Origin of the sequence: Haloplanus ruber (genome assembly GCF_024494725.1) — an archaeon.
GTDB lineage: Archaea > Halobacteriota > Halobacteria > Halobacteriales > Haloferacaceae > Haloplanus > Haloplanus ruber.
Genome location: NZ_JANHDK010000002.1, coordinates 99,384 through 117,352, shown reverse-complemented (window position 1 = coordinate 117,352; position 17,969 = coordinate 99,384). Strand labels below are relative to the sequence as shown.

Here is a 17,969-nt window from a genome sequence, read left to right as displayed (position 1 = left end):
GTTACGGGTCGAAAATCGAAGGAGGCGCCGTCGCCAGGGCTCGAACCTGGGACCACCTCGTTAACAGCGAGGTGCTCTACCATCTGAGCTACGACGGCTCGAATGCTGATAGTCGAAGTTGCCTCAAAGGGCTTTCGTTTTCACCCGGTCCCGTCGGTCGGTCACACGCGACCGACACCCTTTCGCCCGCCCGGACGGATGACCCCTCCATGAGCGATTTGGAGACGGTCTTCGTGCGTGTGGCCGACCGCGTGACTCCCGCGCCGGCCGAGCGGGAGCGACTCCGGACGGCCGTCGACGACCTGACCGCTCGGGTCCGAAACGCCCTCGCGGACCTCCCGGTCGACGCCCGGATCGTCCAGGTCGGCTCGACGGCCCGCGGTACGTGGCTCGCCGACGACCGCGATATCGACCTCTTCGTCTGCTTCCCGCCCGACATCGACCGCGCCGACCTGGAGCGGTACGGCCTCGACGTCGGTCGCGCGGCCCTCCCCGACGGCCGGGAGGAGTACGCCGAACACCCCTACGTCACCGGCGACATTCGGGGGTTCGACGTCGACCTCGTCCCCTGTTACGACGTGGCGGACGCGACGGCCATCCAGTCGGCGGTCGACCGCACCCCCTTCCACGACGCCTACCTGCAGGAGCACCTCGACTCGGATCTGAAGCGGGACGTGCGCCTCCTCAAGGCCTTTCTCACCGGCATCGGCGCCTACGGGAGTGATCTCCGCACCCGTGGCTTCTCGGGCTATCTCTCCGAACTTCTCGTCCTCGAATACGGCGGTTTCGAGGCGCTCCTCCGAGCCGCCGCCGACTGGCAGCCCCCCGTCCAACTCGACCCCGAGGATCACGGGACTGCGACCTTCGACGACCCGCTCGTCGTCGTCGATCCGACCGACCCCGAGCGCAACGTCGCCGCCGTCTGCGCCGCCGAAAACGTCGCCCGCCTCCAACATCACGCCCGCGACCTGCTGGCCGACCCTCGCGACGACCCCTTTCAGCCGACCGACCCGGACCCGCTGGACCCAGACACGGTCCGCGCTCACCTCGACCGTCGGGGTACCACCCCCGTGGCCGTCGTCTTCGAGACGCCGGACCTCGTGGACGATCAGCTCTACCCCCAGCTTCGCAAGTCCCTCGACGGAATCGTCGGTGAACTCGACCGTCGGGGGTTCAGTCCCGTTCGCTCTACGACGTTCGCCGACGAACGGGCGGTCCTCTTCGTCGAACTCGCGGTCGCCAAACTCCCGGCTATCGAACGCCACGAGGGTCCCCCAGTTCACGTCCGCGAGCACGCCACCGGCTTCTACGAGGCCTACGCCGATACCGACGCCTACGGTCCCTTCCTCGACGCCGACCGCTACGTCGTTGAGCGCGAGCGCAAGATCACGACGGCCCGTGACTTCCTCGCCGGCGACGCTCTCTTCGACGTGGCGCTCGGCGCCCACGTCGAGACGACGCTGGCGACGGGCTATGACCTGCTGGTCGGTGACGATGTGGCTGTGCTGGCCGACGAGTTCGGCCGCTGCCTCGCTCGCTACTTCGATCCCGGGCTGTGACTACAGGTCGTGACGGTCCCGCAGGTCGTCGAGCAGGTCGCGGGTGGCCGCCGTCGGCTCCCCGTCGTCCGCGACCGGCGAGCGCCCGTCGAACGTCTCGTGAACGGTCGCGATGCTCTCCGAGAGCGTATCGAGGCCGTAGCCTCCCTCTAGGATAAATCCCAGTCCGGCGTCGGCGTCGGCGGCCGTCTCCCGTACCGCGTCGGTGAGGAGGGCGTACCCCTCCGTCGAGACGCGCATCCGCGAGATGGGATCGTGGCGGTGGGCGTCGAACCCCGCGCTGACGAGCAGGAGGTCCGGATCGAAGCGCTCGACCGCCGCGCCGATGGTCTCCCACGCGAGCAGGTAGTCGGGGTCGCCGGCACCCGACGCGAGGGGGACGTTGAACGTCGCCCGCTCGCCGGCCCCCGAACCGATCTCGTCGGCGTCGCCCGTTCCCGGATACAACCCCTGTTCGTGGATCGAGGCGTAGAACACGTCGCCGCGGTCGTAGAAGATATCTTGGGTGCCGTTGCCGTGGTGGACGTCCCAATCGAAGATGGCGACGCTGTCGGCCGCCCCGTCGTCGATGACCGACTGGGCGGCGACGGCGGCGTTGTTGAAAAAGCAAAAGCCCATGGCGTCGTCCCCGACGGCGTGATGGCCCGGCGGCCGTCCGAGCGAGAAGGGGGTCCGGCGGCCATCGTCGCCGGCGAGGGCACGCTCAGCGGCCCACTGTGCCAACCCGGCACTCGCCAGCGCGGCGTCCCAGGTCCCCTCCGAGGCGACGGTGTCGGGGTCCCAGTTCCCGCCGCCGTCCGCACAGAACGCCTGTAGGTCGTCGACGTACTCTTGCTCGTGGACCGCGGCGACGGCCGACACCGAGGCCGGGTCGGCCGACACGTACTCGACGCCGTGTCGACGCGAGAGTTGCTGGCGGATGGCCCGCAGACGGTCCGGGGTCTCCGGGTGCCGTTCGCCGGTGTCGTGCCCGAGACAGGTTTCGGTGTAGCCGAACTGCATCTATTTGAAGAGGGTGAAGTACGTCTCGATGTCCTCGGCCTGGATCGTTCGCCGGTCGGCGTGGTCCGCGAGCGTTGCCGCCGCGGCCGCGACGTTGTCCGCGTAATCCTCCAGGATGTCGGCGAGTGCGATTCGCGCGTCCATCGACACGCGGTAGCGCCCGTCGATATCGAGTCGGGCGATACGGTCGACGGGCGCCACTGGCAGTTCGAGCGACTCCCTGTCGACGACTTGCTCGACGCCGAAATCGGCGGCCATCAGGGTCTTTCGGCCGTCCGCCGTCGCCCGGTCGGCGGCGTCGATAGCGAGGTCCGCCCCGTGGGTCTGGATACGCCGGGCAAGTTCCTCCGCCGCCCCCGCGCTCACCCGGAGGTCGCCCGCGTTCCGACGGATGATCGTGTCCACCGGGGCGAACGGTAACTCGACGCTCATACCGTGATACCCGTCCGTATCGTGTATAATCCTTTCCGTCGCCCGAGCGACCGCCCGTCTGCCCACTCCGGTCCTCGGCTAGTACACCTCGTCCGCGTCGATCCGGCCACCCCGGACCGGGCCGCGGACGGTCACTTCCTCGCCCAACCGGAGGTCCGCCTCGGTGTCGACGCTCCGCGTCTCGCTTCCGTCGTCGAGGACGACCGGATCGCCCGCCTGCACGACCGTCCCCGTGAACTGAATCGTCTCTCCGTCAGCCGGTTCGTCCGCCGTCACGCCGCCGTCGGCGTCGGCGCTGGCGTCGCCGTCGCCGAAGGCGCCGAGTCCCGGACTCCCGTCGCGCCCGCCGGTTCCGGCGTCGCTCCCGGTGTCCCCGTCGGTGCCAGGTGCGTCCGTCGGTGGGTCGGTAACCGTCACCGTCGACCGCCACCCCGCCGAGGCTTCGAGGTCGTCCTGCCACCCGTCCTGAATCTCGACGTCCGTGACGACGAGGTAGTCCGCGAGGTCGATATCGAGGTCGGCCTTCTCGCCCCACAGGGCGACTCGAATGTCACCCGTCTCGTCTTTGAGTCGGACGTTCCGGACCTGCCCCTCGGAGCCGTCGTCGCGGTCGAACGTTCGCTTCGGGTCGGTTTCGATGACGCCCCCCGCGAGGTCGGCCATCTCGTCGAGTTCGAGGTCGGCGATGTCGTCGGTCTCGGGATCGTAGCTGATCTCCTCGTCGATCCCCTCGACTGCGCCCCGCGACCCGACGTGAAGTTCCAGGTCGCCGTCGCGCTCCCGGACGTAGCCGTCGATCACCTCGACGCTCGCCCCGGCGTCGAGTTCCGTCGCCCGGTCGGCGCGTTCGTCCCACAGCGTCACCCGGACCCGCCCCGTCTCGTCGCCGAGGGTCAGGTTGGCGACCCGGCCCTCGGAGCCGTCGTCGCGGTCGAACGTTCGGATCGAATCCGTCGCCAGCACTCGGCCCTGCAAGTTCACATCCGAGAGGCCGAGCGAGAGGTCCTCGATCCGGTAGGTGTCCCGTATCTCGACGTCGACCTCGGCGTCCTCGTCGACTTCCGCCTGGTCGACGCTCACCTCGATGCCGCTGTACCCCTCCTGTGGCCGACCTTTGATCCGCAACACGTCACCGACCGTCAACTCGCCGTCCGCGACCGACTGGGCCATCCGGTCCCAGAACGAGATCCGCACTTGGCCCGTGCCGTCGGCCACGTCGACGTTGATGACGCGCCCCTCGTCGGCGTCGTCGTCCTCGTCCCCGTCGCCGTCACCGTCGCGGTCGAACGTCCGCAGGTCGCCGACCCCGATCACCTTCGCGAGGAACTTCACCTCGTCCATCCCAGGGGCGATGTCGGCGACGCCGCTTACCTCCTCGTCCTCGAGTTCGTGGGCGATGAGCATCGCCGCCGTCTCCTCGTCGGCGAGCCCCCCCATCTGCTCGACCTTGTCGTGGACGGCGGCCTCGAACTCCTCGAACGCCACGTCGGTGTCGAGGTCCTCGTAGACGTCCTCGATTACACCCATCGTACCGTGCAACAGGCGAACCCTCCGGTTAAGCGTTGTCCTTGCCCGAACGCTGCCGTTCCGTCCGTCGATTCCTTCCGCTTTCGGTGCCGTCTCACGGCCCACGATTCTCCCCACGATTGCCTATGAATCTACGGCCACGTCCGCGACCCGCTGCCGTCCGCCCGCCGCGTCGTGGACTACCCGTACCGACCCCGGTCGGCCGCTCGCCACCCCGATTCTCGCGACGTACCCACGGGGAACGAGCGCCTCCGTGCAGGCGGCGTCGGGCGGCGCGTCCCGCCGCGTCGTCACGACCACGGTCAGGCGGTCGCCGTCGACCGTCGCTGACCCGAGTCCGGCGACCGAACAGCCGTTCGGCCCCGTCACACACCCCGTCACCCGGACCCGAGACGCCGAGGCGTCGACCGACGCCGTCTCCGACTCGTCACACCGCCCCGTGTCCCGAACCGACGCGTCGGTCAGGCGGAACGGGTCGTCCGGCGACGACTCGCCCGGCGATGCGGCACAGCCGCCGACCGCAAGGAGCGACAGCGTCCCGAGCAGGGTCCGTCGATCCATACCGGTCCCCTCGACGGGTGTGGACATACCCCTTCCGGAGACTCAACGGGGTGTTTGACCCTCGGGGTCGGTCGCCGTCGCGGATCGTAACCGTCTTATGTCGATCCCGGGTATGAGTAGATGAGTCCTGATAGGGTAGTGGACTATCCTCTTGGCTTGCGGAGCCAGGGACCGGAGTTCAAATCTCCGTCAGGACGTTCATTTCAGTCGTAACCTGACTTCCTCAGGTTACTCCTTTCCATTCACGCTCTGACGTGCCCCGCGCTCACTTCGTTCGCGTGGGACTCCGTCAGGACGTTTTCGACGCCACGACGACCAGCGTCGCGAATCAGTCGTAGCCGCCCCTCACTCGGTGTTTCGAGCCCGCGCCTTCCACTGCCGTTCCTGCTGACGTTCGGCGACGTGTCGTCGGCCGTCCGCGACCCGGTCGTGGACCTCCTCGCCGAAGGCCACCACGTCCTCGAGGAACGTCGCCTGGAACGTTTCCAGCACGTCGTAGGACCACCGGCCGGCCGGCGTCTCGTCGTCACAGGCCGGCAACACCCCTCGTGGGAGATGTTCGTCACGCAGGCGGTTCGCCGCCCGCTCGTGGCCCGCCGCCCGAAGTCGCTTCTCGGCGGTCGCCAGGTGATCCATCGCCCGCCCGGTGCTGTGGTGGAAGGCGACCAGGTGGCCGTGGGCCCGGTGGAGGTTCTCGACCGCTAGTTCCACCTCGTGGAGCGCTTCGCACTCGATCTCGGTCAGTTCTCCGTCGTTCGCGTCGTCCATGTAGTATCATAACACTTGTCATGGTATGTGACTTACGACGGCGTGACTTTTCCCCGTCCATCGTCAACGGCGACGCATGGACGCGGCGCTCCGGGCAGGCATCGCCCTCCACAACGCCGGCGAACACCACGCCGCACACGACCCCTGGGAGACGGTGTGGCTCGATCTGGAGACGGGGACCGACGACGAGCGACTGCTCCACGGCCTGATCCAGTTCGTCGGGGCGATTCATCACGCCACGACCCGCAACTGGAGCGGGGCGACCGGCCTCGCGGCCAGCGCCCACGACTACCTCGCCGGACTCGACCCGTCGTACCACGGCGTCGACGTCGACGCCGCGCGGCGCGCCCTAGCGACGCTGTCGGCCGACCCCGAGGTGATCGACCGGCGTCGCCCCCCGCCGCTCCGGCACGAGGGCCGGGTCCTGGGCCTGGGCGATCTCGATTTCGAGGCTATCGCCGCCGCCGCACCGGCGCTGTCGGCCGAATACGGATACGACGAGACGGCGGTCGACAGCGCCGTCGCGTACGCTCGTGAGGAGGTGGCCGACGGCGAGCGGACGCTGTTCACCGGCATGCTCTTCGAGTTCGTCACCGCCGAGGAACCACAGCGAGCACTCGTCGCCCGTCGACTGGGCCGGCACGTCGACCGGCGGGACCGGGAGTACGACGACGTGGCCGGCCTGTTCGACTGATCCCGACTCAGAGTAACGAGACGGCGTACGCCAGCGACGAGAACACCATCAGGAAGACGAGCACGAGAGCCATAATCTGTTGGCGATCCATACGCATCTTTCCGGCCTGAGCGCCGAGTACCTTTCGACACGCCGAAAGACAGTGTCCAAACAGGAGTCACGGATGCGGTCGGTTCTCGATCTCCTCTCACGACCACAGAGGGCCTCGGCGATCCGCTGTCAGGCCTTGTCCCGCGGCTCGCCTTCGAGCGTGTACGCCGCCGAATCGTCCTCGGGGTCGTAGCCCAGTGCCTCGCGGGCGCGCTCGATGGAGTAGTACTTCCGCTCGTTGTCGGAGATTCCGTAGACGATTTCGTACTCGTAGTCGGCTCGGATACAGCGGTCGAAGAGGTGCGCACAGTCGCGGTGAGAGAGCCACATCGCCTGGCCGCGCTCGTAGTTGCGCGGCGGGTGGCTCTCGGTGAGGTTGCCGATCCGGACACAGACTACCGAGAGGTCCTCGGTGTCGTGGTAGTAGCGCCCGAGCGTCTCGCCGGCCGCCTTGCTCACGCCGTAGAGGTTGCCGGGGCGTGGGAGTTCCGTCCCATCGAGACCGTAGTCGTCGTCGGTGCGGTACATCTCGGGGGTACGCGCGTCGGTTTCGTACGCCGAGACGGCGTGGTTCGATGAGGCGAACGCCACCTTCTCCACGCCGGCGTCGACCGCCGCCTCGAAGGCCGTCTGCGCGCCGTCGATGTTGTTCTCGAGCACTGAGTTCCACGGTGCCTCGGGCCGAGGATCGCCGGCGAGGTGAATCACGGCACCGACACCGTCCATGGCCTCGACCATCGCCGCCGTGTCGGTCACGTCCGCGACGATCACGTCGTCGTCGGTCACGCCCGGCGGGAGGCGGTCCGCCGACAGCGGTTCCCGGTCGAGCAGCCGCCACTCGTGATCCTCGCCGATCCCGCGCAGGATGGCTTGCCCGACGCGGCCCCCCGCGCCAGTCAGTAACACCGGGTCGTCCATTCGAACGTCAATGGGACGACCGAGACCAAGTAAGGACCGATTCAGCGCGGGCGACAAGCCTTACCCCCGCCCGCCCGACGACCGACCGTGGTCACCGACGCTCAACACGCCTGCTTCGAGGCGGGCATCAAGTTCGGATCGCTCTACCACCAGTTCGCGGGCACGCCCGTCTCGCCCGACAGCGCCGCGAGCCTCGAACGCGCGATGGTCGAGGCCATCGAGAATCAGCCGTTCTGTGAGTCGGTCGCCGTCGATATCGACGCGGACGCCCTCGCCGCGGCCGCCGACGATCACGGCTACGTCGAACTCACGGGGCGGTTCATGGAGGTGGAGATGCGCATCGAGTACGAGGGTGTCGTCGTCCGCACCGAGATGACCATGACGGACGGCTACCCGCTGATGCGCCCGGTCGCCGTCGAGTAGCGCACACGCGACCGACAGTCCGGTTTCACTTTCACTTTCGGGCGTGCGTTTAACTCGCATGCCGGCGAACCGTCACCCATGAGCCAGACGACGTTCAGCGACGACGAACTCTTCGGCGAGGCCGCGGCGGAGATGCGCGACGACGTCGAGGAACATCTCGCGGCGGCGCGCGCCGAACTCCCCGAGGCCGACGAAGTCTGGGAGACCGAGGCCGACAACGTCCTCGGCGTCCTCAACGGTCTCCGGTCGGCGCTCGACGTCGGCGAAGCCGAGGACCATCTCCGGCAGGCGAAAAAGTGGTACACGATGGGCGAACGCGCCGACGCCTTCGACGACGCCGCCGACCTCGCAGCGGCCATCGAAGACCTGGAGGGCCTGATCGAGACGATTCGGACGACCCACGACGACGTGAGCGACCTCACGAACGCGGTGCCGGAACTCCGAGGGTCCCTACAGGAACTCAACGCCGCCGACGATTGATCACGCCGGTCGATCCCGTTCGGCCACCGCGGTCAGGAGTCGCGCGAGCGAGTCGGCCGCCGTCGCCAGCAGTTCCTCACCCAGCGCTGCATCGCCGGCCGCCGGATCGCCGACGACGCCGCTATCGGTGAACTCGTCCGAGTCGTGAGCGAGGTTCGTCCCCGTCCCCGGCACCCAGTCGCCCCACGACTCGCTGCCCTCCTCGCGGGCCGCCGCGACCCGCTGTTCCCGCACCAGTTCGGGATGGGTCGCGCGCAACAGTGCCGTTTCCAGTGGCCCGCCGTGACCCATCTCGCTCCCGTGGTCGCCGACGGCCTCGAACCAGGTGAAGGGGACGGCGTAGGCGTCGTCGTGACGGCTGATCGTCGCCGTCACCTCGCCGAGCGCGGGGATGTTCCCACCGTGACCGTTGACGACGACCACCCGGTCGAAGCCGTGGTGGGCGAGGCTCCCAACCACGTCCCGCACGTAGTCCCGGAAGGTGTCGGGTGACACCCACAGCGTCCCGTCGAACTGTCGGTGTTCCTCCGCAACCCCGACCGGCACCGCCGGGGCGACGACGACGTCGCCGTCGTACTCGTCGGCGCCAGCCTCGGCAACCGTCTCGGCGTGGTAGGCGTCGGTTCCGAGGGGGGCGTGGGGACCGTGCTGTTCGGTGCTGCCGACCGGCACCAGCGCGAGGTCGGTGTCGGCGTCGCGTACGTCCGTCCACGTGGCATCGCTGAGGTGCATATCCGTCTCTCGTCGGCGAGGGACTTCAACGGCCGGTCAGTCGTCCAGGTCGGCGTCCACGTCGGCGCGGGCGCCGCGTTCGGTCGCCCGTTCGACGAACTCCGCCGGGAGTGCGTCGATTTCCCCGGCCTGCACGCCCCAGAGGCTAGCGTAGAGACCGTCGGCCGCCAGCAACTCCTCGTGGGTGCCTCGCTCGACCACCTCGCCGTCGTCGAGAACGACGATTCCGTCGGCGTCTTTCACCGTCGAGAGGCGGTGGGCGATGACGAACGTGGTGCGGTCGGCGGTCAGTCGGTCCAGCGACCGCTGGATCAGCATCTCCGTCTCGGTGTCGACGTCGCTGGTGGCCTCGTCGAGGATCAGAATCTCCGGGTCCTTCAGCATCGCCCGGGCGATGGCGAGGCGCTGACGCTGGCCGCCCGAGAGCTTCACGCCTCGCTCTCCGACCATCGTGTCGTAGCCGTCCGGCAGGTTCGTGACGAACTCGTGGGCCTCGGCGGCCGCAGCGGCCGCCTCGACTTCCTCGTCGTCCGCGCCGAAGGTGCCGTAGGTGATGTTCTCGCGGACGGTGCCGTAGAAGAGGAACGTCTCCTGGCTGACGTAGCCGATGGCACCACGGAGACTGGCTAGCGTCACCTCCCGGACGTCCGTGCCGTCGACCCTGACTGCCCCCTCGTCGACGTCATACATCCGCAAGAGGAGTTTCAGCGCCGTCGACTTCCCGGCGCCGGTCGGGCCGACGAGCGCCACCGTCTCGCCCCCACCCGCCTCGAAGGAGACGCCGTCGAGGATTGGCGCTTCCTCGTAACCGAAGGTCACGTCGTCGTACTCGACCCGGCCGTCGGTGACGGCCAGTTCCGCGGCGTCCGTCGCCTCGTCGATGCCGGCGTCCTCGTCCATCAGCCCGAAAATGCGGGCGGCGGAGGCGTACGCCCGCTGGTACATGTTGATGATCTGCCCGAACTGCGCCATGGGCCAGATGAACCGCTGGGTGTAGAGGATGAACGCGACGAACTCGCCGGGGCGGAGCGTCCCGGTGAAGAGCCACGGTCCCTCGCCACGAAACACCCAGAGCCCACCGATGGTGAAGGTGAGCGCGAAGCCGATTCCCGCGAGCACCCTGAGTCCGGGGAAGAACTTGATCCGCGTCTCGATTGCGTCCCAGTTGGCGTCGAAGTAATCACCCGACACCTCCTCGACTCGGTCGGCCTCGTAGCCCTCGGTGCTACTCGTCTTGATAACTTGGATGCCCCCAAGGTTGTTCTCCAGTCGCGAGTTGACCTGTCCGACCGTCGAGCGTACCTCGGCGTACTTCGGCTGAATGGTCTCGACGAACCGGTAGGTGAAGACGGCGATCAGGGGGACGGGCAGGAGCGCGACCACAGCGAGCTGTGGGTTCATCCACAGCAAGATGGCGGCGATGCCGATCACCATCACGCCCAGTCGGAACGCGGCGTTCAGGCCGTCGTTGAGAAAGCGCTCGAGTCGGTTGACGTCGTTCGAGAGTACCGACATCATCTCGCCGGTCTGCTTGTCGGCGAAGAAGGTCATGTTCAGCCGCTGCATCGCGTCGTACGTGTCCGTCCGGATGGCGTGCTGGACGTATTGAGCAAATCGGTTCCACCCCCAGTTTCGCACCCAGTGGAGGGCGGCCCCGCCCAGATACGAGACGAGGACGATGCCGACGATCAGCCAGAACTGCCGCTCGGGGTCGGTCGGCAACCACCGCCCCGGCACCAACGGCAGGTCGAACGGTCCCTCGTCGAGGAAGATGGCGTCGACAGCGATGCCGAGCAACAGCGGCGGCAACAGGTCGAGCACCCGCGCCAGGATGCTGGCGACGACGCCAACCGCGAACACGCCGCGCCGCTCCTCGCCGTACGCGGCGAACAGCCGTCGCATCGGGTTCGCCGTCCGCTCCCGTTGCTCCTCGAAGGGATCGTCGTCCGCGGGGACGTCCATCGCCCCTACTCGGGGACGAGAGATCAAAAGGCTGACCCGTCGGTGCCGTCCCACCCTACAGCGACCGTTCCTCGACCCCGGGGTCGACGCCCGCAGCCGACAGGTCGACACGCACCCGCTCCCGGAGCGGGTCGGGCACCGTCTTGCGTCCCACCGGCACCGCCGTCTCCCCGTCCCCCTTTACCTTCCAGTAGAGGACACAGTCGCTCGGCGCGTAATACTCGACGGCGTATCGCTCGCCCTCGCCGCGGTAGTGGACACGGGCCGCGAACCCCTCGGCGCGCCACCCCTCGCGGTCGTCGAGCGCCGCGACAGTCTCGGGCGTTTCGTCGTCGCGGCCGGGTTCACTCCCGCTCATGGCCCCGCTTTGGGAACTGCGGGCCTGTGCCTTTCGGTCACGCGTCCTCGATTCGAACCTGGTCGCCTTCCTCGACGCCCGTCCGGTTTGTATACCCCATCGGCACCTCGAGGACGTACTTCGCACGCCCCGAATACTCCGTCAGATCGCCGTCCGACTCCACCGGCGCGTGGTGGATGGTCGTGATCGTCCCGTCCGCAGCCACGAACACCATATCCAGCGGGAAGGCCATGTCACGCATGACGTACGCGTGCCTGCCCTCCTCGTCGTGGACGAACAGCATCCCCTGGCCGGGTTCGAGGGCGCTGGTATCGCTCAACCCGGTGTAGCGTTTCACGAACGAGTCGGCCACCCACGCGTCGACCGTCGCCAAACGCGTCCCGTTCTCGTCGACGAGGTCGACCGCTGTCGTCTCGTAGCCGCTCCCCGGCGTCGATACCGTGGCGGTATCGGCGGGCGTGGCGGTGTCGGTCGCTGCTGCGGTCTCGGTGGCCGTCGGCTCCGGTCCCGGGCCTCCGGAACACCCTGCGAGGACGACGAGGACGGCGACCAAGACGAGTTGCACGCGGCGACGCATGTGTTCCAGACGCGCCCCTGCGAGCCTAAGTGTTTCGCGAGCGGAGACAGAAACCGTTATTCGGCCGGGGGACGGTGTTCGCGACGAGGGCTCGTAGTCTAGTTGGTTATGACGCGGCCTTTACAAGGCCGAGATCGGTGGTTCGAATCCGCCCGAGCCCACTCGACGCCCGACGAAGCGGCGTCCTCGCGCCGCATTCACGTCCGCTATGCCGGACTCGCTTCCGCCCTGACGTCGTCGGTTTCCTCGGGGACGTCGACGGTGAACGTCACCCGCTTCTGTTCGTCGGCCTCGAACGAGGCGACCTGGCGCTCGTCGACGAGGACGGTCCCTTCGCTGTCGAGCAGTTCGAGTGTCACCTCGACGTCGCCGGCCGCGCCGTCGTTCCGGACGACGACGTGGACGTCGCTCTCGCCGAACAGGGCGTCGATACCCCCCTCGAACTCCGTTTCGACGACGACCGGCTCGGGCGAGGAGAGGGCGCCACAGCCCGCGGTGCCCGTCAGGAGTGCGACGCCGAGGCCCGCGACTGTCGACCGTCTGGTGTACATACTCCGGAGTATCCGGTGGGAGGGCAAGGCTCTTCCGGCATCACAGTAGGCGGATCAGAGAGTTTTCCACCTCGCCGGCGACGGTGACAAAGCGGCCCTCGCGCCGAAACTCCTCGATTGGCTGGCCGACGTGGCGGTTGCGAATCTCCTCCTCGACGGCCGCCTGGTCGACCGTCGTCGCCGTCGGGAGGACGTAGGTGCGCTCGACCCACGACGTCGCGTCACGGACGTCGAGGCGACGACCGGTGGCGACGGCGTCGCTCAGTGGGTAGTCCGCGTCGACCGGTTCGAGTTCCCGTCCCGTGACGAAATCGGCCGTTCCGAAGCGGTCGATGAGGGCGGCGAGACCCTCGTCTTCGTCGGCGCGAACCGTCGCGGAGCGGTGCTGTTCGAGGGCCGTCGCCAACGGCGCCGTCGCCGACTCCTCGGCGCCGATGCTGACGAACACGTCGGGGTGGAGGCCGACGACTCGGGTCCGTCCCTCCTGCACCCGGGTGAACCGCGCCACGTCATCGACGTAGCCGTCGGCAGTGAAGCCGGCATCCTGGAGGGCCGCCCGGAGCGTGTCGGTGTCGAACGCCCCGCCCGCGATCCGATAGGACTCGTTGGCGATCCGGGAGTGGTTCACCGTCAGGACCGCCTCGAGCGAGTCGACCGGCACCGCCGCGCCGAAGTACGACTCCGTGCGCTGTCGCCAGTACCGATCCAGCGACGTCGCGAACGCCTCGCTGGCGTCTGCCCGCACCGCCGACAGCGAGAGATGCGTAAACTCGTATGTGTGGGGGGTGACGGGCGTCGGCGCCACCAGCCACGACCGGTAAGGGTCGAGCGACCGGTCGCCCACGGTCGGCGTCGGCGTGGCAGTCGGCGACTCGGTCGGTGGGGCTGTCGTCGTCGGTGTTGCCGTCCCCGTCCGTGTCTCCGTCCCCGTCGGCGTCGACGCCGCGGACTCGGTATCGGAGCAGCCGGCGAGACCGCTCGTCGCGGCCGTCAGCGCCGCCAGTGCCCCGCGAAGGTACGCGCGTCGATCCATCGCCCGGCGTTGGGTCCCGGGTGACTTATACTCGTTCCCGCGGGCTGGCCCCGCCGTTCGCCGTGAACAAAGGCTTTACCGGCGCCGGCGCGTAGCAGCGGGCAAATGGTACTCGATGATCTCGGGAGTTCCCTCCGCGGCACCCTCTCGACGCTCCAGGGGAAATCCCGGCTCGACGAAGACGACGTGGAGGAGGTCGTCAAGGAGATTCAACGCTCCCTACTCCAGGCCGACGTCGACGTGAGTCTCGTGATGGACCTCTCGGACTCGATAGAGACGCGTGCCCTGGAGGAGGAACCCCCCGGCGGCACGAGCGCCCGGGATCACGTCCTGAAGATCGTCTACGAGGAACTGGTCGATCTGATCGGTGAGTCGACGGAGCTGCCGCTGGAGCCACAGACCATCCTGCTCGCCGGCCTCCAGGGGTCGGGCAAGACCACCTCCGCCGCGAAGATGGCGTGGTGGTTCTCGAAGAAGGGACTCCGTCCGGCGGTCATCCAGACCGACACGTTCCGCCCCGGCGCCTACGATCAGGCCGAACAGATGGCCGACCGCGCCGAGGTGGAGTTTTACGGCGACCCAGACTCGGACGACCCCGTCGAAATCGCTCGCGAGGGGCTGGAGGCGACCGCCGACGCAGACGTCCACATCGTCGACACCGCGGGTCGACACGCCCTCGAAGACGACCTGATCGCGGAGATCGAGGAGATCGACTCGGTCGTCGATCCCGACCGGTCGCTGCTCGTCCTCGACGCCGCCATCGGTCAGGGTGCCAAAGAGCAGGCCAGCCAGTTCGACGACTCCATCGGCATCGACGGCGTCGTCATCACGAAACTCGACGGGACGGCGAAAGGCGGCGGCGCCCTTACCGCCGTCAACGAGACCGACTCCTCCATCGCCTTCCTCGGCACCGGCGAGACGGTCCAGGATATCGAGCGCTTCGAGCCCGATGGCTTCATCTCGCGGCTGCTGGGGATGGGCGACCTCAAACAGCTCTCCGAGCGCGTCGAGCGGGCGATGGCCGAGACGGGCGAGGAGGACGACGACTGGGATCCCCAGGATATCATGGAGGGTTCCTTCACCCTCAAGGACATGCAAAAACAGATGGAGGCGATGAACAACATGGGACCGCTGGATCAGGTGATGGACATGATCCCCGGCATGGGTGGCGGGCTGATGGACCAACTTCCCGACGACGCCATGGACGTGACCCAAGACCGGATGCGGACCTTCGACGTGGCGATGGATTCGATGACCGACGAGGAACTCGAAAATCCCCGCTCCATCGGGCAAGAGCGGGTCGAACGCATCGCCCGCGGCGCCGGCGTCGACGAGGAGTCGATCCGCGAACTCCTCGAACAACACCGGATGATGGAACGCACCATCAAGCAGTTCCAGGGGATGGGCGATGGCGATATGCAGCGGATGATGAAGAAGCTCCAACAGGGCGACGGTGGCGGCGGGATGGGTGGCATGGGCGGCATGGGACCGTTCGGCTGACGGACGCCCGGGATTTTTCCGCGAGAGCGTTCGTAATCACGCCCCGTGCCGACCGCCAGTCACCCGTGGCTGAAACGCCTCCGGACGCTCGATGTCCTCGCGCTGACCGCGCTGCTGTGGTTTCTGGCCAAGTTCCTCCGATACGCCTTCCCGCCCCTGTTCGGGACGTTTCGGGCGCTCTACGGCGTCTCCAACACCGAACTCGGCACGCTCTTTTCGGCGCTGATGGCCGGCTACGCCGTAATGCAGTTTCCTTCCGGCGCGCTGGCCGACCGGATCGGGACCGTCCGCGTCATCGTTGCGGGCGCGCTCGTGGCGTCGGGTGCGTCCCTCTCGCTGTTTGTCTCGACGCGATACGCCTTACTGACAGTCGCCGTCGTCGGCATCGGCCTCGGCACCGGCGCTCACAAGACCGTCGCCATCACGCTCCTCTCGGCGGTGTACCGCGACCGAACCGGGCGGGCACTCGGCGTGATGGACACCGTCGGCGAGTTCGGCGGGGCGCTCGCTCCCATTCTCGTGGTCACCGTCCTCGCCGCCGCGATGCCCTGGCAGTCGCTCTTTCTGGGGGCTGCCCTCGGAGGACTCGCCCTCGCGGGCGCCTTTGCCCTCCGCGTTCCCGGCCGCCTTCCGGACGGGGGTGCGACCCCCGAAACCGGCGCTGATACCGGATTCTGGACGTATCTCGACGCCTTCACCGCCCCCGCTCTGACGGCGTTTGCCGTCGCCGCCGTCTGTATCGCGTTCGCGGTCAGCGGTATCACCGCCTTCCTCCCGCTGTTTTTGCAGAGTCGGGCCGGGGTCGACGCCGGTGCCGCCGGCCTGCTGTACAGCGGGTTCTTTCTCGTCTCGGGAGTCCAGCCGATCACCGGCGACGTCGCCGACCGTCTCGGTCGCCTGCGTGTGATCGCCGCCCTCCTCGCCCTTGCGATCACGGCGCTGGTCGCGTTGCTCGTCGCCGACACCGGACTCCTCGCTGTCGGGACGGCGACGCTCGCGCTCGGGGTCGGCATCCACGGGGTTCGCCCCGGCCGCGACGCCCACCTCATGACGATCATCCCGGAAGACGTCGTCGGCGGCACGCTCGGCATCGTCCGCACGTCGATGCTGGGAATGAGCGCCGTCTCGCCTGCGGTCGTCGGCTATCTCTCCGACGTTTCGACGTTCGACGTCGCCTTCGGCGTGCTGGCCGTGGCGTTCGGTCTCGCGATGGCCATCGTGCTCGGCCTCGCGCTCGCCCGATAGTCGCCCGACTTTTCAGCCCGGCCCGCGTTGCCTTCGACGATGCGCGTCCGCGAGGTGGCCGTCGAGGCCTACCGCGAGGCACTCCCGGCGCTCGGCGCCAGCCTCGTCGGTGGCCTCGTGGCCGGACTCGTCCTCGGCGGGATGCGCGCGGACCTCCGGGCCGTCGAGGGGTTGCTCGTCCTCGTGCCCGCTCTGCTCGCCACCCGCGGCAACGTCTATGGCTCCTTCGGGGCTCGCCTGGCGACCGGCCTCCACCAGGGGCTGATCGAACCACGGGTCGGGGCCGGTGACCCTCGACTCCGCGCCGCCGCGGCCGCGGCGCTCGCCAACGGGGTCGCCACCTCGCTTTTCGCGGCCGGTGCGGCGTTCGTCATCCTCTCGACGCTCGGTATGCCCGTCACCGGTCTCGGTCGACTCGCCGGCATCGCCCTCGTCGCCGGCCTCCTCTCGGGGGTCACACTCACCGCCGTCGTCGTCGCCGTCGTCTTCGCCGGCTACCGCCGCGGTCACAACCCCGACACGCTCGTCGGCCCCCTCGTGACGACCACCGGCGACGTCTTCGGCGTCCTCTTTCTCCTGATCGCCGTCCGAACCGTCGCGCTCCTGTTGGGGGTCGCCTGAATGTCGACGACGTGGTCCGTCCGCGCTATCACCCGTGCGATGCTCCCCGTCCTTCTCGTCCTGACGCTCGTCGAACTCGGGAGTGGACTCGTCCTCGGGCGCTTCGAGGCGACGCTCCTGCGTTACCCCTCCCTCCTCGTCCTCGTCCCCGTCACTATCGGCACCGCCGGCAACCTCGGGAGCATCCTCGCGGCTCGGCTCTCGACGGCCTTCCACCTCGGGACGCTCTCCTTTGCCGCCGACGACGAGACGCTTGCCGGCAACGCCATCGCCACCGTCGCGCTCGCGGCCTCTATCTTCCCGCTCGTCGGTCTCGGCGCGTGGGGGCTGACCGCGCTCACCGGTTCCACCGCCCTCCCGCTCTCGACTGTGCTCGCCGTCTCGCTCGCCAGCGGCCTCTCGCTTGCTGTCCTCGCCGTCGCCGTCACCGTCGTCGCCACCTACGCCGCCTACCGCTTCGAACTCGACCCCGACGACGTGGTGATCCCCGTCGTCACCAACGTCTGTGACGTCCTCGGAGTCGTATTGCTCTACCTCGCGGTCCTGCTGTTCGTTTAGACGACTCGCACCGTCCGATCGCGGGGGCCGTCACACTCGACGAAGAGAATCGACTGCCACCGGCCGAGCGCGGGGGCACCGTCGACGACCGGAACCGTCTCGCCCGGACCCAACAGTAAGGCCCGCAGGTGCGAGTCCGCGTTGTCGTCCAACCGGTCGTGTTCCCACCCCCCGTCCGGCACCAGTTCCGACAGGAACGTCTCCACGTCGTCGAGCAGGTTCGATTCGGCCTCGTTGATCACGACGCCCGCGGTGGTGTGCTCGACGAAGACGGTGACGGTGCCCGTGGCGTCGTCCGGGACCGCCGCGGCCACCCGGTCGGTCACGTCCACCACGTCGAGACGCTCGTCGGTCGAGACGGTGAACTCCATGCGCGTC

General features: G+C 68.3%; 21 protein-coding genes and 3 tRNA genes. 10 read left to right on the top strand and 14 right to left on the bottom strand.

Annotated features, from left to right (window positions below):
• Positions 1 to 25: 25 nt before the first annotated feature.
• Positions 26 to 98 (bottom strand) — tRNA-Asn (locus NO878_RS08705).
• 111 nt (positions 99 to 209) lie between these two features.
• Between NO878_RS08705 and cca the strand changes: the two genes are divergently transcribed.
• The gene (gene cca / locus NO878_RS08700) at positions 210 to 1,559 is read left to right on the top strand and encodes a CCA tRNA nucleotidyltransferase (protein ID WP_256405603.1); all 1,350 of its coding nucleotides are present in this window, start codon (positions 210 to 212) and stop codon (positions 1,557 to 1,559) included.
• On the opposite strand, the gene NO878_RS08695 is transcribed toward cca, so the two are convergent.
• The 4 genes from NO878_RS08695 to NO878_RS08680 all read right to left on the bottom strand — a co-directional run bounded on the left by NO878_RS08695 (position 1,560) and on the right by NO878_RS08680 (position 5,081).
• Positions 1,560 to 2,561, bottom strand: coding sequence for a histone deacetylase family protein (locus tag NO878_RS08695; protein WP_256405602.1), 1,002 nt, complete (start codon positions 2,559 to 2,561; stop codon positions 1,560 to 1,562).
• Entirely contained in the window at positions 2,562 to 2,993 is a 432-nt protein-coding gene (locus NO878_RS08690; RefSeq protein ID WP_256405601.1) for a histone, read from the bottom strand.
• Positions 2,994 to 3,071: 78 nt separating this feature from the next.
• Positions 3,072 to 4,520: a single-stranded DNA binding protein gene (locus tag NO878_RS08685; protein ID WP_256405600.1), complete on the bottom strand. Its 1,449-nt coding sequence runs from the start codon at positions 4,518 to 4,520 to the stop codon at positions 3,072 to 3,074.
• A 123-nt stretch (positions 4,521 to 4,643) separates the two neighbouring features.
• Positions 4,644 to 5,081, bottom strand: a complete 438-nt coding sequence (locus tag NO878_RS08680; protein ID WP_256405599.1) for a hypothetical protein — start codon at positions 5,079 to 5,081, stop codon at positions 4,644 to 4,646.
• A 124-nt stretch (positions 5,082 to 5,205) separates the two neighbouring features.
• Here NO878_RS08680 and NO878_RS08675 point away from each other — a divergent pair.
• A tRNA-Arg gene (locus NO878_RS08675) sits at positions 5,206 to 5,278 on the top strand.
• A gap of 148 nt (positions 5,279 to 5,426) precedes the next feature.
• Here the strand turns inward: NO878_RS08675 and NO878_RS08670 are convergent.
• A complete protein-coding gene (locus NO878_RS08670) occupies positions 5,427 to 5,849 on the bottom strand; it encodes a hypothetical protein (protein ID WP_256405598.1) in 423 nt (140 codons plus the stop codon).
• Between the two features lie 76 nt (positions 5,850 to 5,925).
• Here NO878_RS08670 and NO878_RS08665 point away from each other — a divergent pair, with 76 nt between their 5' ends.
• Entirely contained in the window at positions 5,926 to 6,543 is a 618-nt protein-coding gene (locus tag NO878_RS08665) for a DUF309 domain-containing protein (protein WP_256405597.1), read from the top strand.
• A gap of 219 nt (positions 6,544 to 6,762) precedes the next feature.
• Here the strand turns inward: NO878_RS08665 and azf are convergent, their stop codons facing one another.
• Entirely contained in the window at positions 6,763 to 7,551 is a 789-nt protein-coding gene (gene azf / locus NO878_RS08660) for an NAD-dependent glucose-6-phosphate dehydrogenase Azf (protein WP_256405596.1), read from the bottom strand.
• Between the two features lie 87 nt (positions 7,552 to 7,638).
• Here azf and NO878_RS08655 point away from each other — a divergent pair, with 87 nt between their 5' ends.
• Positions 7,639 to 7,974 (top strand): dihydroneopterin aldolase family protein, encoded by a 336-nt coding sequence (locus NO878_RS08655; protein ID WP_256405595.1) that lies wholly within the window; start codon positions 7,639 to 7,641, stop codon positions 7,972 to 7,974.
• Between the two features lie 78 nt (positions 7,975 to 8,052).
• Positions 8,053 to 8,454, top strand: a complete 402-nt coding sequence (locus NO878_RS08650; protein WP_256405594.1) for a DUF5790 family protein — start codon at positions 8,053 to 8,055, stop codon at positions 8,452 to 8,454.
• On the opposite strand, the gene NO878_RS08645 is transcribed toward NO878_RS08650, so the two are convergent.
• Genes NO878_RS08645 through NO878_RS08630 form a run of 4 tightly spaced genes read right to left on the bottom strand, consistent with a single transcriptional unit; the run spans position 8,455 to position 12,083 of the window.
• On the bottom strand, positions 8,455 to 9,186 hold the full coding sequence (locus NO878_RS08645) for a creatininase family protein (RefSeq protein WP_256405593.1): 732 nt from the start codon (positions 9,184 to 9,186) through the stop codon (positions 8,455 to 8,457).
• 36 nt (positions 9,187 to 9,222) lie between these two features.
• Complete coding sequence (locus NO878_RS08640; protein WP_256405592.1) at positions 9,223 to 11,148, bottom strand: ABC transporter ATP-binding protein; 1,926 nt, start codon at positions 11,146 to 11,148, stop codon at positions 9,223 to 9,225.
• Positions 11,149 to 11,203: 55 nt separating this feature from the next.
• Positions 11,204 to 11,506, bottom strand: coding sequence for a DUF7538 family protein (locus NO878_RS08635; RefSeq protein ID WP_256405591.1), 303 nt, complete (start codon positions 11,504 to 11,506; stop codon positions 11,204 to 11,206).
• 37 nt (positions 11,507 to 11,543) lie between these two features.
• Entirely contained in the window at positions 11,544 to 12,083 is a 540-nt protein-coding gene (locus NO878_RS08630) for a DUF192 domain-containing protein (RefSeq protein WP_256405590.1), read from the bottom strand.
• Between the two features lie 87 nt (positions 12,084 to 12,170).
• Here NO878_RS08630 and NO878_RS08625 point away from each other — a divergent pair.
• Positions 12,171 to 12,244: transfer RNA gene (locus NO878_RS08625), tRNA-Val, on the top strand.
• A gap of 45 nt (positions 12,245 to 12,289) precedes the next feature.
• Here the strand turns inward: NO878_RS08625 and NO878_RS08620 are convergent.
• Both NO878_RS08620 and NO878_RS08615 read right to left on the bottom strand, forming a co-directional pair.
• Positions 12,290 to 12,634: a hypothetical protein gene (locus NO878_RS08620; RefSeq protein WP_256405589.1), complete on the bottom strand. Its 345-nt coding sequence runs from the start codon at positions 12,632 to 12,634 to the stop codon at positions 12,290 to 12,292.
• 40 nt (positions 12,635 to 12,674) lie between these two features.
• The gene (locus NO878_RS08615) at positions 12,675 to 13,667 is read right to left on the bottom strand and encodes a hypothetical protein (RefSeq protein WP_256405588.1); all 993 of its coding nucleotides are present in this window, start codon (positions 13,665 to 13,667) and stop codon (positions 12,675 to 12,677) included.
• Between the two features lie 105 nt (positions 13,668 to 13,772).
• Between NO878_RS08615 and NO878_RS08610 the strand changes: the two genes are divergently transcribed.
• From NO878_RS08610 to NO878_RS08595, 4 genes are read left to right on the top strand one after another with little or no spacing between them, the layout of a single operon-like run.
• Positions 13,773 to 15,167 (top strand): signal recognition particle protein Srp54, encoded by a 1,395-nt coding sequence (locus tag NO878_RS08610; RefSeq protein WP_256405587.1) that lies wholly within the window; start codon positions 13,773 to 13,775, stop codon positions 15,165 to 15,167.
• Between the two features lie 45 nt (positions 15,168 to 15,212).
• Positions 15,213 to 16,412: an MFS transporter gene (locus tag NO878_RS08605; protein WP_256405586.1), complete on the top strand. Its 1,200-nt coding sequence runs from the start codon at positions 15,213 to 15,215 to the stop codon at positions 16,410 to 16,412.
• A gap of 39 nt (positions 16,413 to 16,451) precedes the next feature.
• Positions 16,452 to 17,033: a magnesium transporter gene (locus tag NO878_RS08600; protein ID WP_256405585.1), complete on the top strand. Its 582-nt coding sequence runs from the start codon at positions 16,452 to 16,454 to the stop codon at positions 17,031 to 17,033.
• A complete protein-coding gene (locus NO878_RS08595) occupies positions 17,034 to 17,591 on the top strand; it encodes a magnesium transporter (RefSeq protein WP_256405584.1) in 558 nt (185 codons plus the stop codon).
• Here the strand turns inward: NO878_RS08595 and NO878_RS08590 are convergent.
• Complete coding sequence (locus NO878_RS08590) at positions 17,588 to 17,962, bottom strand: secondary thiamine-phosphate synthase enzyme YjbQ (protein WP_256405583.1); 375 nt, start codon at positions 17,960 to 17,962, stop codon at positions 17,588 to 17,590. The genes NO878_RS08595 and NO878_RS08590 overlap by 4 nt on opposite strands.
• Positions 17,963 to 17,969 lie beyond the last annotated feature (7 nt).

Coding starts and splice junctions, on each gene's coding strand:
- NO878_RS08640 (WP_256405592.1), bottom strand. CDS start 11,148: ATGGACGTCCCCGCGGACGACGATCCCTTCGAGGAGCAACGGGAGCGG.
- NO878_RS08620 (WP_256405589.1), bottom strand. CDS start 12,634: ATGTACACCAGACGGTCGACAGTCGCGGGCCTCGGCGTCGCACTCCTG.
- NO878_RS08695 (WP_256405602.1), bottom strand. CDS start 2,561: ATGCAGTTCGGCTACACCGAAACCTGTCTCGGGCACGACACCGGCGAA.
- NO878_RS08685 (WP_256405600.1), bottom strand. CDS start 4,520: ATGGGTGTAATCGAGGACGTCTACGAGGACCTCGACACCGACGTGGCG.
- NO878_RS08615 (WP_256405588.1), bottom strand. CDS start 13,667: ATGGATCGACGCGCGTACCTTCGCGGGGCACTGGCGGCGCTGACGGCC.
- NO878_RS08645 (WP_256405593.1), bottom strand. CDS start 9,186: ATGCACCTCAGCGATGCCACGTGGACGGACGTACGCGACGCCGACACC.
- cca (WP_256405603.1), top strand. CDS start 210: ATGAGCGATTTGGAGACGGTCTTCGTGCGTGTGGCCGACCGCGTGACT.
- NO878_RS08590 (WP_256405583.1), bottom strand. CDS start 17,962: ATGGAGTTCACCGTCTCGACCGACGAGCGTCTCGACGTGGTGGACGTG.
- NO878_RS08690 (WP_256405601.1), bottom strand. CDS start 2,993: ATGAGCGTCGAGTTACCGTTCGCCCCGGTGGACACGATCATCCGTCGG.
- NO878_RS08680 (WP_256405599.1), bottom strand. CDS start 5,081: ATGGATCGACGGACCCTGCTCGGGACGCTGTCGCTCCTTGCGGTCGGC.
- NO878_RS08635 (WP_256405591.1), bottom strand. CDS start 11,506: ATGAGCGGGAGTGAACCCGGCCGCGACGACGAAACGCCCGAGACTGTC.
- azf (WP_256405596.1), bottom strand. CDS start 7,551: ATGGACGACCCGGTGTTACTGACTGGCGCGGGGGGCCGCGTCGGGCAA.
- NO878_RS08610 (WP_256405587.1), top strand. CDS start 13,773: ATGGTACTCGATGATCTCGGGAGTTCCCTCCGCGGCACCCTCTCGACG.
- NO878_RS08670 (WP_256405598.1), bottom strand. CDS start 5,849: ATGGACGACGCGAACGACGGAGAACTGACCGAGATCGAGTGCGAAGCG.
- NO878_RS08630 (WP_256405590.1), bottom strand. CDS start 12,083: ATGCGTCGCCGCGTGCAACTCGTCTTGGTCGCCGTCCTCGTCGTCCTC.
- NO878_RS08600 (WP_256405585.1), top strand. CDS start 16,452: ATGCGCGTCCGCGAGGTGGCCGTCGAGGCCTACCGCGAGGCACTCCCG.
- NO878_RS08665 (WP_256405597.1), top strand. CDS start 5,926: ATGGACGCGGCGCTCCGGGCAGGCATCGCCCTCCACAACGCCGGCGAA.
- NO878_RS08650 (WP_256405594.1), top strand. CDS start 8,053: ATGAGCCAGACGACGTTCAGCGACGACGAACTCTTCGGCGAGGCCGCG.
- NO878_RS08595 (WP_256405584.1), top strand. CDS start 17,034: ATGTCGACGACGTGGTCCGTCCGCGCTATCACCCGTGCGATGCTCCCC.